14 protein-coding genes are annotated in these 13,500 nt (G+C 63.3%); all 14 read right to left on the minus strand.

The window, feature by feature from the left end; genetic code table 11:
• Positions 1-1,645: serine hydrolase (locus LCI23_RS13585; protein WP_224946985.1), on the minus strand; the 1,645-nt coding region annotated here is incomplete at its 3' end.
• 93 nt (positions 1,646-1,738) lie between these two features.
• Entirely contained in the window at positions 1,739-3,418 is a 1,680-nt protein-coding gene (locus tag LCI23_RS13590; RefSeq protein ID WP_224946986.1) for a beta-lactamase family protein, read from the minus strand.
• A 139-nt stretch (positions 3,419-3,557) separates the two neighbouring features.
• On the minus strand, positions 3,558-3,917 hold the full coding sequence (locus LCI23_RS13595; protein ID WP_224946987.1) for a hypothetical protein: 360 nt from the start codon (positions 3,915-3,917) through the stop codon (positions 3,558-3,560).
• Positions 3,918-4,352: 435 nt separating this feature from the next.
• Complete coding sequence (locus tag LCI23_RS13600; protein ID WP_224946988.1) at positions 4,353-4,775, minus strand: F0F1 ATP synthase subunit epsilon; 423 nt, start codon at positions 4,773-4,775, stop codon at positions 4,353-4,355.
• A 27-nt stretch (positions 4,776-4,802) separates the two neighbouring features.
• A complete protein-coding gene (atpD, locus tag LCI23_RS13605) occupies positions 4,803-6,206 on the minus strand; it encodes a F0F1 ATP synthase subunit beta (RefSeq protein WP_159699287.1) in 1,404 nt (467 codons plus the stop codon).
• Between the two features lie 105 nt (positions 6,207-6,311).
• Entirely contained in the window at positions 6,312-7,187 is an 876-nt protein-coding gene (atpG, locus tag LCI23_RS13610) for a F0F1 ATP synthase subunit gamma (RefSeq protein ID WP_224946989.1), read from the minus strand.
• A gap of 56 nt (positions 7,188-7,243) precedes the next feature.
• Positions 7,244-8,785 (minus strand): F0F1 ATP synthase subunit alpha, encoded by a 1,542-nt coding sequence (gene atpA, locus LCI23_RS13615; RefSeq protein WP_224946990.1) that lies wholly within the window; start codon positions 8,783-8,785, stop codon positions 7,244-7,246.
• 80 nt (positions 8,786-8,865) lie between these two features.
• Positions 8,866-9,399, minus strand: coding sequence for a F0F1 ATP synthase subunit delta (locus LCI23_RS13620; RefSeq protein WP_224946991.1), 534 nt, complete (start codon positions 9,397-9,399; stop codon positions 8,866-8,868).
• A 2-nt stretch (positions 9,400-9,401) separates the two neighbouring features.
• Positions 9,402-9,872 carry a F0F1 ATP synthase subunit B gene (locus LCI23_RS13625; protein ID WP_224946992.1) on the minus strand — a complete coding sequence of 157 codons (471 nt, stop codon included), beginning with the start codon at positions 9,870-9,872 and terminating at the stop codon, positions 9,402-9,404.
• A gap of 72 nt (positions 9,873-9,944) precedes the next feature.
• Positions 9,945-10,184, minus strand: coding sequence for a F0F1 ATP synthase subunit C (atpE, locus tag LCI23_RS13630; protein WP_056340707.1), 240 nt, complete (start codon positions 10,182-10,184; stop codon positions 9,945-9,947).
• An 86-nt stretch (positions 10,185-10,270) separates the two neighbouring features.
• Positions 10,271-11,107, minus strand: coding sequence for a F0F1 ATP synthase subunit A (atpB, locus tag LCI23_RS13635; RefSeq protein ID WP_224946993.1), 837 nt, complete (start codon positions 11,105-11,107; stop codon positions 10,271-10,273).
• Positions 11,108-11,109: 2 nt separating this feature from the next.
• Positions 11,110-11,448 (minus strand): ATP synthase subunit I, encoded by a 339-nt coding sequence (locus tag LCI23_RS13640; RefSeq protein WP_224946994.1) that lies wholly within the window; start codon positions 11,446-11,448, stop codon positions 11,110-11,112.
• 313 nt (positions 11,449-11,761) lie between these two features.
• On the minus strand, positions 11,762-12,634 hold the full coding sequence (locus LCI23_RS13645; protein ID WP_224946995.1) for a ParB/RepB/Spo0J family partition protein: 873 nt from the start codon (positions 12,632-12,634) through the stop codon (positions 11,762-11,764).
• Between the two features lie 31 nt (positions 12,635-12,665).
• A complete protein-coding gene (locus tag LCI23_RS13650; RefSeq protein ID WP_224946996.1) occupies positions 12,666-13,436 on the minus strand; it encodes a ParA family protein in 771 nt (256 codons plus the stop codon).
• Between the last annotated feature and the right edge of the window lie 64 nt (positions 13,437-13,500).

Consider the following 13,500-nt stretch of genomic DNA (forward strand, 5'->3'; position numbering starts at 1 on the left):
GCTTCAGCACCAGCGTCTGCCCTTCCCTTCCTGCCACCTGCTCGAAGCTGATCTCCGCATCCACCTGCTGCGAGAAGAAGGCGGTCTCGCTCATCGGGAAGATCTCCAGCCTGCCCTGTCCGGTGGCCTGGGCAAAGTAACGGTCGCCGTCGCGCATGAGTTCCAGCACGAAGCCCGGCGCCAGCTCGTAGCGGCCGGCGCGCGCGTCGAAGGACGCATTGGCGATCTTCACCGCCTGGCGTGCCGGGGCCGCGTCGCCGCTGCGCGGATACGGCACCGTGTTGCCATCCTGGTGGTGGGTCACCGCGGTGACCTTGCCGCCGGCGTCGCGCTGGAACGCATACCAGTCGAGCGCACCGGGCACAAAGAACTCGGTGGCGGAGGCAGCCTTCAGCATCACCGGCGGGCGGCCGCCACGCTGCATCGTGAGCACCTCGCCGCTGCGCCGGAACACGCGCTGCACGCCTTTCTCGATCCCGTAGGCGCCGCTGACGGCATCGAGCGCCCTGCCGTCCAGCGCCACTTCGCGCAGTTCCCGGTATGGCTTGCCGATGGCGATGCCGGCCGCCTTGCGCGCCACCACGGCCGGATTGGCCGGGCCGCTATCGCTGTTGGTCAGCACCGCCACATAGACCTTCTGGTCCGGGAAGCGCAGCGCATGGGTGCTGAACCCGTTGATGCCGCCCCCATGGCCCATGGCGGTCTCGCCCTGCACCTTGCTGACATCCCAGCCATAGCCGTAGTTGGTCGGCTTGCCGTCGTCCAGGCGATAGGAGGTGAAGGCGCGCTGCCAGCTGGCCGGCTTGAGCAGGCGCCCGGCGCCGATGGCCGCGTCCCAGCGCGCCAGGTCGTCCACGGTGGACACCAGCGAACCCGCCGCGTACGGCTGGCTCATGCTGAGCGGCTTGGCGGCGCCGAAACCGGCCGCGCCGCGGGTATGGCCGGCGGCCACCGGCGCCTTGCCGCGTCCAAACCCTTCGTAATGGGTGTCGTGCATGCCGAGCGGCGTGAAGATGCGCTGGTCCAGGAAGGCGTGGTAGGGCTGGCCGGAGATCCTTTCGATGATCGCGCCGAGCAGGAAGTAGCCCGAATTGTTGTAGCGGTACTGGCTGCCCGGCTCGAAGTCGAGCGGATCGTTCTTGAACGAGTCGATCATCTGGGCCACCGTCAGGTCCTGCGCCATGCGATTGACGTAGTCCGGCTTGCCCGTGTAGCTGGCGATGCCCGAGGTATGCGTCAGCAGGTGCTCGATGGTGATGCGCTTGCCCCTGGTCGGGTAGTCAGGCAGGTGCCTGGTGATGTCGTCGCTTACCGACAGCTTGCCTTCTTCCTGCAGCAGCAGGATCGCCGCCGCCGTGAACTGCTTGGTGATCGAGCCGAGGCGCAGCGCCATGTCGGGCGTCATCGGCACGCCTTGCGCGGTGTCCGCCATGCCGTAGGCGCGGCGCAGCACGGTCTTGCCGTCCTTGACCACGATGACCGTGGCGCCCGGCATCCCGGCGCTGAAATACGGCGCGAGCGCGGCGTCGATGCGGCTGGCCAGGTCTTGCTGGACCAGTGTGGAGGCTGCCGTATCCTGGGCGAAGGCGGCATGCGGATGGCACAGCAGCAGCGCGGCGGCGCAGATGGCGGAACGGAGCAGCATGGTCGGCATCCCTTTCTGTTGTTGTCCTGGCGTGGTTCACTATATCGCCCCCCGCGCGTGGCTGGCATCACCACGAAGGGGGGCAAGCGTGGACTACAGGCGGCGCCCGGTGAAGCTGCGGCTGCCCTGCCTGAACGACAGGGCCTGGCCTTCGAAGCCGATCTCGGCATCGATATCGCGCGCGAAATAACGGGTTTCGCTCAAGGGGAAGATCTCGAGCCGGCGCTGGCCGCTCGGCTGCACGAAGTAGCGGCTGCCGTCGCGCTTCACTTCCAGCACCATGCCGGGCTGGATCTCGTAGCGGCCGGCGTGCGCATCGAAGGCGGCGTCGGCGATCCTGGCCACGATCCGCGGCGGCGGCGGCGGCTCGCTGCTGCGGGTGTGGACCAGCGCCCTGCCGTCCTGGTAATAGGTCACGCCGGTCACCTTGCCCGTGTCGGCGCCACCCTCGCGCTGGAACACGAACCAGTCGGCCGTATCCGGCACGAAGAACGCGTTGGCCGACATGGCCTTCAGCACCAGCGGCCCGCGGCCCGGGCGCTGCACCGAGAGGAAGTCGCCGTCGCGCCAGAACACGCGGCGGCTGCCATCCAGGGTGTACACGCCTGCCACCGCATCCAGCGCAGCGGCATCGAGCGCCACTTCGCGAAATTCCGGCAGCGGCTTGCCGATGGCGACCGCCGCCGCCCGGCGCGCCACCACGTCCGGCACCACGGTGCCGCCGTCGCCATTGGTCAGCACCGCCACATACACGCCCTTGGCGGGCACGCGCAGGCCGTAGGAGCGGAAACCACGGGTCGAGCCGCTGTGGCCGATGACCGCTTCGCCCTGGATCAGGCTCAGCTCCCAGCCATAGCCGTAGTGGCTGTCCTTGCCGTCGCTGAGGCGGTAGGAGGTGAAGGCGCGCTGCCAGGTGGCCGGCGTGAGCAGCTTCTTGCCGACCGCGGCATCCCACTTCGCCAGGTCGTCCACGGTCGAGACCAGCTCTCCCGCGGCATAGGACTGGTTCCTGCCCAGCGGGCGGGCCGCACCGAAACCGTTCTCCGCCGGCGAATGGCCTGCGGCGCTCGGCCACCTGGCGCGCTCCTGGCCCTCGTAGGCGGTGTGGTCCATGCCGAGCGGCGTGAAGATGCGCTGTGCGAGGAACTGGTGGTAAGGCATGCCCGCGACCTTCTCGATGATGGCGCCGAGCAGGTAGTAGCCGGAATTGTTATAGCGCCAGGCGCTGCCCGGCTCGAACTGCAGCGGGTCGTTCTTGAACGAGTCGATCAGCGCCGTCACCGTGGTGTCCTGCGGCGCACGCTGCGAGAAGCCCGGCTTGCCGGTATAGCTGACGATGCCCGAGGTATGGGTCAGCAGGTGTTCGATGGTGATCCGCTTGCCCTGGGTCGGATAGTCCGGCAGGTAGCTGGTGATCTCGTCGTCGACGGAGAGCTTGCCCTCGTCCGCCAGCAGCAGGATGGCGGTGGCGGTGAACTGCTTGGTCATCGAGCCGATGCGCATGGCCATCTCGGGCGCCATGTTCACACCCTTGATCGTGTCGGCCATGCCGTAGGCGCGGCGCAGGACGGTCTGGCCATCCTTGACGACCAGCACGACGCCGCCCGGCGCCTCGGCGGGAAAGTAGGGAGCGATGGTCGCGTGCAGGCGCGCCGACAGGTCCGCGAGGGCGCGCTTGCTCACCGGCTTGTCCTGGTTGGCGTCGGCAGCGAAGGCGGCCTGCGGCGTGCACAGGAGCAGCGCGGCGGCGCAGATGGCGGTACGGATGAACATGGTCGGCATTCCTTTCTTGTTTTGGATGCCGTGACTGTACGTACGGGGCCGGGTCGGCCGCAATCGGGAGCCGATCAGCGGTCGTTCGGATGGGTCGAGTGGTGGCTATCCGGGGGCGAACGGGCCGCCTAGGGAGGCGTCATGGCAGGCGGGCGGCGAGGAACAGCCAGATCACGGTCATCACCAGGATGCCGGTGATGGTCACGCAGGTACCGGTGAAGAACAGGGCCGACAGCACCGTGGCGGACAGCACGCGCTCGAACAGGAAGCCGAGCACGAGGTCGCAGGCGGCCAGCACCGACCAGCGCCGCATGTAAACCGGCAAATAACGCCTCATGCGCCGGTTGTGCTCGCGCGCGGCGTGGCGCTCGTACACATTGCGCGCCCTGCTCACGTCGCGGAACAGCCAGTCGAAAAAAAGAAATCGGTACAGGGTTTGGCCGAAGCGGTCGTCCGCCGGCAGGGCTGGGGGTTGATGCGATTCTGGAAGAAGTGCCATGGTCCGGCCCGATGAGTCTCATGCTGGAAGAGGCCATACTAAGCCGGAAACCGGCGCGCACCTGTGCGCCAGCGAACCGTGCACGGCATGCGTGACGGTGGAAACTTGCAGGAGGGAAGTGCAATTCAGGCAGATGTAGGGTGGTCGGCTCTACCTGAACATGTAAGCAGCCGCGCTCCTGGCGCCGCCCACGCGTTCAACCGGGTCGTGCATCGCCGTTCCATCTGCGCGCAGGAGCGTTGAACGCGTGGGCGGCGGTGATCATGCGGATGAGCCACGTCCTCGGGTGGAGCCGCCCACCCTACGAACCCAACCATCCACGCACCCGTCTGCCAGCTAACGGTGCGCCGCCATCGCCAGGCGAGCGCGCAACGTGCCAATAAAAAAGGCAGCCCGAAGGCTGCCTCTTGGTGCCGCAAACGCGGATGCCTTGAATCAGCGTCCTTTCGAACGCAGCTTCTGGATCGCCGCCAGCTGCGCGATCGCCGCGGCCATTTCGGCCTGGGCTTTCGCGTAGTCGATCTTCGATTCCCTGTTCAGCATCAGCTCTTCGGCCTGCTTCTTTGCTTCCAGTGCCTTCGCTTCGTCCAGGTCGCCACCGCGGATCGCGGTGTCGGCCAGCACGGTCACGCCGTTCGGCTGCACTTCGAGGATACCGCCTGCGACGAAGACGAACTCTTCGCCGCCGGCAGCCGTCTGGATCCGGACGGCACCTGGCCTGATGCGCGTGATCAGCGGGGTGTGCTTCGGGTAGATACCCAGCTCACCCGCTTCACCCGGCAGCGCGACGAAGGTAGCCAGGCCGGAGAAGATCTGCTCTTCGGCCGAGACCACGTCCACTTGAATGGTGTTTGCCATGTCTGTCCTTCGGGTTAAGAATCCGGCTTAGGCAGCCAGCTTCTTGGCCTTCTCGATTGCTTCCTCGATGGTGCCGACCATGTAGAAGGCCTGCTCCGGCAGGTGGTCCAGTTCGCCCGACGCGATCATCTTGAAGCCCTTGATCGTGTCCTTCAGCGAAACGTACTTGCCCGGCGAGCCGGTGAAGACTTCAGCGACGTGGAACGGCTGCGACAGGAAACGCTGCATCTTGCGAGCGCGTGCGACGACCAGCTTGTCTTCCGGCGCCAGTTCGTCCATGCCCAGAATCGCGATGATGTCACGCAGTTCCTTGTAGCGCTGCAGGGTGCCCTGCACGGCGCGCGCGGTGTTGTAGTGCTCTTCACCGACGACCAGCGGGTCCAGCTGGCGCGAGGTCGAGTCCAGCGGGTCCACTGCCGGGTAGATACCCAGCGAAGCGATGTCACGCGACAGAACGACGGTCGAGTCCAGGTGGGCGAAGGTGGTTGCCGGCGACGGGTCGGTCAAGTCATCCGCAGGGACGTACACGGCCTGGATCGAGGTGATCGAGCCGGTCTTGGTCGAGGTGATGCGCTCTTGCAGGCGGCCCATTTCTTCGGCCAGGGTCGGCTGGTAGCCCACCGCGGACGGCATACGGCCCAGCAGTGCCGACACTTCGGTACCGGCCAGGGTGTAGCGGTAGATGTTGTCGACGAAGAACAGAACGTCCTTGCCTTCATCACGGAAGGCTTCCGCCATGGTCAGGCCGGTCAGCGCGACGCGCAGGCGGTTGCCCGGCGGTTCGTTCATCTGGCCGTAGACCATCGCCACTTTCGAGTTGGTCGGGTTTTCCAGGTCGACGACCTTGGCGTCCGCCATCTCGTGGTAGAAGTCGTTACCTTCACGGGTACGCTCACCCACGCCGGCGAACACGGACAGACCCGAGTGCGCCTTTGCGATGTTGTTGATCAGTTCCATCATGTTGACGGTCTTGCCGACGCCGGCGCCGCCGAACAGGCCGACCTTGCCGCCTTTTGCGAACGGGCAGACCAGGTCAATCACTTTAATACCGGTTTCCAGCAGGTCGGTCGACGGCGACAGTTCGTCGTAGGCCGGTGCATCGCGGTGGATCGATGCCATGCGCTCGTGGCTGACCGGACCGCATTCGTCGATCGGGTTGCCCAGCACGTCCATGATGCGGCCCAGGGTCGGGGTGCCGACCGGAACCATGATCGGATTGCCGGTGTTCTGGATGATCATGCCGCGGCGCAGGCCTTCCGAGCTGCCCAGTGCAATGGTACGGACCACGCCGTCGCCCAGCTGCTGCTGGACTTCCAGGGTCAGTTCCGAACCTTCCATTTTCAGTGCGTCGTACACTTTCGGCATGGCGTTACGCGGGAATTCCACGTCGACCACAGCGCCGATACACTGAACGATTTTGCCATCAGCCATTTTCGTTCCTTCAGATATAGTTAAATTCTTGTATGCTTGATCGGTTGGGGACAGAGTACCGCTCGCCTTGCTCGCTTAACTCTTTCCCCAAGGGCGTTCGCTTGCTTAGACAGCAGCCGCACCCGACACGATTTCGGACAGTTCTTTGGTAATCGCAGCCTGGCGGGTCTTGTTATAGACCAGCTTCAGGTCGCTGATGACACTGCCGGCGTTATCGCTCGCGGCCTTCATCGCGACCATGCGCGCCGATTGCTCGGACGCCAGGTTTTCTGCAACCGCCTGGTACACCAGCGCTTCCACGTAACGCACCAGCAGTTCGTCGATGACGACCTGTGCTTCCGGTTCGTAGATGTAGTCCCAGCTGATACCGCCCGCATCCTTTTCCAGGTGCTTCGCCGGCAGCGGCAGCAGCTGCTCGACCATCGGTTCCTGCTTCATCGTGTTGATGAACTTGGTGTAGCACAGGTAGACAGCGTCGAGCTTGCCTTCCTGGTACGCGTCCAGCATCACTTTGACCGGACCGATCAGCTTGTCCAGGTGCGGGGTGTCGCCGAGCTGGGTCGCTTGCGACACGACCTTCATGCCCATGCGGTTCAGGAAACCGAGGCCCTTGTTACCAATAGCAACCGCCTCGACGGTGTTGCCTGCCTGTTCCACTTCGCGCGCCTTCATCGTCACCTGGCGCAGCACGTTGGTGTTCATGCCGCCGCACAGACCCTTGTCGGTCGTGACGACGATGAAACCCACGGCCTTCGCCTTCACGTCCTTGGCTTGCGCCATGAATGCGTGCGTGTATTCCGGGTTTGCGCCGGCCAGATTGGCGGTGATGGTACGAACCTTGTCACTGTAGGGACGGGCGGCGCGCATGCGGTCCTGCGCCTTGCGCATTTTCGATGCGGCGACCATTTCCATCGCCTTGGTGATCTTCTTCGTATTCTCTACGCTCTTGATCTTGCCACGAATCTCTTTGCCTACTGCCATGAGTCCTTACTCCTTCCGCGCACCGGCGCCGCCCTCGGGCAGCGCCGGCTTGACGATTAATATGCGCCGGATTTCTTGAAATCAGCAATGGCGGCGGCCAGCGCAGCTTCGCCGTCCTTGTCCAGTTGCTTGGTTTCGTCGATCTTCGACAGCAGGGCAGCGTGGCTCGACTTCAGGAAGTTGTGCAGGCCGTGCTCGAACGGCAGCACTTTCTTGACTTCGATGTCGTCCAGGTAGCCCTTGTTGACGGCGAACAGCGATGCGGCCATCAGCGAGGTCGACAGCGGCGAGAACTGCGGCTGCTTCAGCAGTTCGGTCACGCGCGCGCCGCGGTCCAGCTGCTTGCGGGTCGACTCGTCCAGGTCCGATGCGAACTGCGCGAACGCAGCCAGTTCACGGTACTGCGCCAGGTCGGTACGGATACCGCCCGACAGGCCCTTGATGACCTTGGTCTGGGCTGCGCCACCGACGCGCGACACCGAGATACCGGCGTTGATCGCAGGACGGATACCGGCGTTGAACAGCGAGGTCTCCAGGAAGATCTGGCCGTCGGTAATCGAAATCACATTGGTCGGAACGAAGGCCGAGACGTCGCCTGCCTGGGTTTCGATGATCGGCAGTGCGGTCAGCGAACCGGTCTTGCCGGTGACGGCGCCGTTGGTGAACTTCTCGACGTAGTCGGCGTTCACGCGGGCTGCGCGCTCGAGCAGACGGCTGTGCAGGTAGAACACGTCGCCCGGGTAGGCTTCGCGGCCCGGCGGACGGCGCAGCAGCAGCGAGATCTGGCGGTAGGCGACGGCCTGCTTCGACAGGTCGTCGTACACGATCAGCGCGTCTTCGCCGCGGTCGCGGAAGTATTCGCCCATCGCGCAGCCCGAGTAGGCCGAGATGTACTGCATTGCAGCCGATTCCGAAGCGGAAGCGGCGACAACGATGGTGTACTCCATCGCGCCGTGCTGTTCCAGCGAGCGGACGATGTTCTTGATGGTCGATGCCTTCTGGCCGATGGCGACGTACACGCAGGTGACGCCCTGGCCCTTCTGGTTGATGATCGCATCGACAGCCACGGCCGACTTGCCGGTCTGGCGGTCGCCGATGATCAGCTCACGCTGGCCACGGCCGATCGGCACCATCGCGTCGATCGACTTGATGCCGGTCTGCATCGGCTGCGAGACGGATTCACGGGCGATGACGCCCGGAGCGATCTTTTCGATCGGCGCGGTCAGTTGCGCATTGACAGGACCCTTGCCGTCGATCGGCTGGCCCAGTGCATTGACCACGCGGCCACGCAGCTCCGGACCGATCGGCACTTCCAGGATGCGGCCGGTGGTCTTGACGGTGTCGCCTTCCGAGATGTGCTCGTAGGCGCCCAGGATGACGGCGCCGACGGAGTCGCGCTCGAGGTTCATCGCCAGGCCGAAGGTGTTGCCAGGGAATTCCAGCATCTCGCCCTGCATCACGTCCGACAGACCATGGATGCGGCAGATACCGTCGGCGACGGAGATCACCGTGCCTTGATTGCGAACTTCAGCCGAACCTTCCAGACCCTGGATGCGGCTCTTGATCAGTTCGCTGATTTCAGAAGAATTAAGTTGCATGAGTGCTAACTCCAAATGTTTTTGATGCGTAGGGCAAGGGCGCTGTGGCCGGCGAGTGCGATTGCTGTCGATTCAACTCGTTACGACACCAGCGCAACATGCATCTGTTGCAGCTTGGCGCGTACCGAGGTATCGAGCACTTCGTCGCCGACGACCACGCGCACACCACCGATCAGCGAAGGATCCACGGTCACCGACGGGTTCAGCTTGCGGCCAAATTTCTTTTCCAGCGTAGCGACCAGCTGGGCCAGCTGGTCACCCGAGATCTCGAAGGCGCTGACGATGTCCGCATCGGCGGCGCCTTCGTTGGCGTTCTTCAGTGCCGCGAACTGGGCGGCGATTTCGGGCAGCAGGTTGACGCGGCCGTTTTCGGCCAGCATCGCGATAAAGTTCTTCGCTTCAGCGTTCAGCGGCGACTTGACCATAGACGCAATCGTGTCGGCCAGCTGAGCGGCGGTGACCTTCGGGTTGGCGGCGAAAGCCTGTACGTCCGGGTTGGCGCCGATCTGGCCCAGCTCGGACGTAACGGCCGACCAGGCGGCCATGTCGCCGGACTGGGCGACACGGAACAGCGCTTCGGCGTAAGGGCGGGCGACGGTTGCGAGTTCAGCCATGATCAGAGCTCGGTCGACAGTTTCGACAGCAGGTCGGCGTGGACCGCTGGGTTCACTTCACGCTTCAGGATCTGCTCGGCGCCTTGCACTGCCAGTGCGGCCACCTGGCCACGCAGTTCTTCGCGGGCACGGGTCACCTGCTGCTCGGCGTCAGCCTGGGCGGCAGCGACGATACGGGCAGCTTCTTCGGCAGCGCTTGCCTTGGCTGCGTCGATGATCTGGGCGGCGCGCTTTTCAGCGTCGGCGATGCGCTTCTGGACTTCGTCACGGGCGCCAGCCATTTCGGCCTGCACACGCTTTTCGGCAGCGGCCAGGTCGGCCTTGCCACGGTCGGCGGCGGCCAGGCCATTCGCGATCCTCTCGGCGCGCTCGTCGAGCGCTTTCATCAGTGGCGGCCACACGAATTTCATCGTGAAGCCCGCCAGGATGAAGAAGACCACGAACTGGACAAACAAAGTTGCGTTCAAGTTCACGGTAAATTCCTTCTCACAAAAACGGATGCCGAACCAGGGACGGTTCGGCTCTTCAGATCAAGTCGTGCTTGATTAGCTGAACGGACGTGCGAAGACGAACAGCATGGCGATACCAACGCCGATCAGGAATGCCGCGTCGATCAGACCAGCCAGCAGGAACATCTTGGTCTGCAGGGTGTTCATCAGTTCTGGCTGACGTGCAGAAGCTTCCAGGTATTTACCGCCCATGATTGCGATACCGATGCAAGCACCGATAGCGCCGAGGCCGATGATCAAACCGCAAGCCAGTGCAACAAAAGAAAGGTCAGTCATGTGTAACTCCAAAAGTTAATTTAAAAACTAGATTAAAAACTACAACTTCTTTACAACCACTATCTGTTCGATGCTTGCGGCGCCGATCAGTGGCCTTCATGGGCCTGACCGATATACACCAGCGTCAGCATCATGAAGATGAATGCCTGCAGGAACACGATCAGGATGTGGAAGATCGCCCAGATCGAACCCGCGATGATGTGACCGATCACACCAAATGCGGTGGCCATGGAGCCGAGCAGAGCAATCAAGAGGAACAGCAGCTCACCGGCGTACATGTTGCCGAACAGTCGCATACCCAGCGACACGGTTTTTGCTGCATATTCGATGATGTTCAGGAGCAGGTTGAACGGCGCCATCCAGATGCCGAACGGTGCTGCGAACAGTTCATGGATGAAACCACCCAGGCCTTTGATCTTGACGCTGTAGTACAGCATCAGTGCCAGCACGCCCAGCGAGATGCCCAGGGTGCCGTTCAGGTCGGCGGTCGGCACGACACGGTGGTACGGGAAGATGTTTTCCACACCCAGCAGGCTGAACAGGCCGGCGAACATGTCGACCGGCAGGAAGTCCAGCGAGTTCATGATGGCGACCCACACAAAGACGGTCAGGGCCAGCGGCGCGATGAAGGCGCGGTTGCCGTGCACGATCGACTTCGACTGGTCTTCGACCATCTCGACCAGCATCTCGACGGCAGCCTGGAAGCGGCCCGGTACGCCCGAAGTCGCTTTACGGGCGGCCATCCACATGATCAGGCAGCCGACCACACCGGCGAAGATCGACCAGAAGATGGTGTCGTAGTTGAAGACACTGAAGTCGACCACGAAGTCCTGGTGCTTGTTCGACAGGTGACCCAGGTGGTGGGTGATGTATTCTGATGGGGTGGGCGCGTGTGCTGCGCCTTCTACGGTTGGAGTCGCCATTGTCAGTGCCTAAATAATAAGATGATGTAACTCTTCAGCGCCACGATGAAGCCGCCCACCAGGGCGAACCAGTTCAGATCGTGGTACAGCTTCGCGACCGCGAACAGGAGCGCGACCGTCAGTGCAATCTTTACAAATTCCCAGATGAAAAATGTTGCAGGACTGGCGCCTTCGGCCCGGTGGGCGTTGGCGAACAGCCGTACTGCCATGATGCCGTTGGGCACTACACAACACAAACCGCCCAGTACTGCCGAAAACATCGCAGACCATCCCCCCAGCAGTGCGGCGATGACGCCAGCGGCTACTGTTGCAATCAATTGCAGGGAGACGATGCGCAACATATTGTTATGGTTTCTCGCCGCGCAATCAGACAGTTACGATGTGGTAATTACATGAATCAGCGGGATTATAAGTGGTTATACGGACGTGAGTCAAACGATTCCGCGCTTATAACTGCTGCGTAAAGATGTGCTGAAAGCAACAAACGAATTGCGCTTTTTCCCATATTTTCAGTCACTTAACTGATGAGTCAGTACTGACTCGCGTGGGATGGACGGCTGCGCCGCCCGCGCGTCCATGCCATGCTGGCCGTTAGGAAACGTGGCATGCATACGTCACTCGGACGCGCATCCGGCGCACCGCGCAAGACACAATTCAGGCACGCAGGCGCGCCAGCACACCGTCCAGGATATCGAGGTCGGCAAAGTCGATGATCAGCTGCCCCTTGCCCTTCGCCCCCATCTTGAACATCACCGGGGTGGCAAGCTTGTCCGACAGTTCTTCCTCGAGGCGCACGATGTCGCCCGGCTTTTCCCTGGCCCGGGCCGGCGTTGCCGGGCTCGCCTGCTCCTCGAGGGCGCGCGCGACCAGCTTCTCGGTCTCGCGTACCGACAGGCGCTTGGCGATCACCTGGGTGGCCAGGGTGATCTGGTGCGCGCTGTCCACCGCCAACAGGGCGCGCGCATGGCCCATGTCGATGTCGCCGGCCATCAGCATGGTCTGCACCGGCTGGGCCAGGTTTATCAGGCGCAAGAGGTTCGATACCGCGCTGCGCGAACGCCCGACGGCGCTTGCTGCCTGCTCGTGGGTGAACTGGAAATCGTTGATCAGGCGCTGGATGCCTTGCGCCTCTTCCAGCGGATTCAGGTCTTCGCGCTGGATGTTCTCGATCAGGGCCATGGCCGCGGCGGACTGGTCGTCGACTTCGCGCACCAGGACCGGGATCTCGTCCAGGCCGGCCATCTGGGCGGCGCGGAAGCGGCGCTCGCCGGCGATGATTTCATACGGTACCGGGGCGCCCTCCTGCAGCGGACGTACCAGCACCGGCTGCATGATGCCCTGGTTCTTGATCGAGGCGGCCAGTTCGCTCAGCGAGGTTTCATCCATGCGGGTGCGCGGCTGGTACTTGCCGGCCTGGACCTGGTCGATCTTGAGGGTCGAGGGCGCCTTCGCCGGCGCCGGCTGGCTATCACCGCCGAGCAGTGCGTCGAGGCCGCGTCCGAGGCCTTTCAATTTTTTCGTTGCCATTCTAAGTCAGCTTTCCGTGCTAGTTTTGTAATCACATCGTCTTGATGCGCTCGACCATTTCCGCGCCGAAGGCGATGTACGCCTGCGCGCCCTTCGAGGACGGATCGAATACCACGCCCGGCATGCCATACGAGGGCGCCTCGGCCAGGCGCACGTTGCGCGGGATGATGGTCTTGAAGACCTTGTCGCCGAAGTGCTGCTCGAGCTGGCCCGATACCTGCTGCGACAGCGTCATGCGCGGGTCGAACATCACGCGCAGCAGGCCGATGATGCGCAAGTCGGTGTTCAGGTTGGCGTGCACCTTCTTGATCGTGTTGACCAGGTCGGACAGGCCTTCGAGCGCGTAGTACTCGCACTGCATCGGGATGATCACGCCGTGCGCCGCGCACAGGCCGTTCAGTGTCAGCAGCGACAGTGCCGGCGGGCAGTCGACCAGGATGAAGTCGTAGTCCTTCGCCACCGCGCCCAGCGCGTCCTTCAGGCGGCGCTCGCGGTTTTCCAGTGCCACCATCTCGACTTCGGCGCCGGCCAGCTCGCGGTTGGCCGGCAGCACGTCGAAACGCCCTGACTCGGAGCGCACGCGCGCGCCGGCGACGTCGAGCTCGCCCAGCAGCACCTGGTAGATCGAGCCTTCGAGCGCCGCCTTGTTGATGCCCGCCCCCATCGTGGCATTGCCCTGCGGGTCGAGGTCGACCAGCAGCACGCGCTGCTCGAGCTTGGCCAGCCCCGCCGCCAGGTTGACGGACGTGGTGGTCTTGCCGACGCCACCCTTCTGGTTCGCTACGCAAAAAATCTTCGCCATCTGTTCTTTATCCGCGGTTCTATTAAAGGAGATCGCAACAAGGCAACATACCGTTCATATCATA

Source organism: Massilia sp. MS-15 (genome assembly GCF_020176695.1).
GTDB classification, from domain to species: Bacteria; Pseudomonadota; Gammaproteobacteria; order Burkholderiales; family Burkholderiaceae_D; genus Telluria; species Telluria hydrophila.

Excerpts from the sequence above, each read along its gene's own strand:
- LCI23_RS13590 (WP_224946986.1), bottom strand. The coding sequence starts at position 3,418 with ATGTTCATCCGTACCGCCATCTGCGCCGCCGCGCTGCTCCTGTGCACG.
- LCI23_RS13595 (WP_224946987.1), bottom strand. The coding sequence starts at position 3,917 with ATGGCACTTCTTCCAGAATCGCATCAACCCCCAGCCCTGCCGGCGGAC.
- LCI23_RS13600 (WP_224946988.1), bottom strand. The coding sequence starts at position 4,775 with ATGGCAAACACCATTCAAGTGGACGTGGTCTCGGCCGAAGAGCAGATC.
- atpD (WP_159699287.1), bottom strand. The coding sequence starts at position 6,206 with ATGGCTGATGGCAAAATCGTTCAGTGTATCGGCGCTGTGGTCGACGTG.
- atpG (WP_224946989.1), bottom strand. The coding sequence starts at position 7,187 with ATGGCAGTAGGCAAAGAGATTCGTGGCAAGATCAAGAGCGTAGAGAAT.
- atpA (WP_224946990.1), bottom strand. The coding sequence starts at position 8,785 with ATGCAACTTAATTCTTCTGAAATCAGCGAACTGATCAAGAGCCGCATC.
- LCI23_RS13620 (WP_224946991.1), bottom strand. The coding sequence starts at position 9,399 with ATGGCTGAACTCGCAACCGTCGCCCGCCCTTACGCCGAAGCGCTGTTC.
- atpE (WP_056340707.1), bottom strand. The coding sequence starts at position 10,184 with ATGACTGACCTTTCTTTTGTTGCACTGGCTTGCGGTTTGATCATCGGC.
- atpB (WP_224946993.1), bottom strand. The coding sequence starts at position 11,107 with ATGGCGACTCCAACCGTAGAAGGCGCAGCACACGCGCCCACCCCATCA.
- LCI23_RS13640 (WP_224946994.1), bottom strand. The coding sequence starts at position 11,448 with ATGTTGCGCATCGTCTCCCTGCAATTGATTGCAACAGTAGCCGCTGGC.
- LCI23_RS13645 (WP_224946995.1), bottom strand. The coding sequence starts at position 12,634 with ATGGCAACGAAAAAATTGAAAGGCCTCGGACGCGGCCTCGACGCACTG.
- LCI23_RS13650 (WP_224946996.1), bottom strand. The coding sequence starts at position 13,436 with ATGGCGAAGATTTTTTGCGTAGCGAACCAGAAGGGTGGCGTCGGCAAG.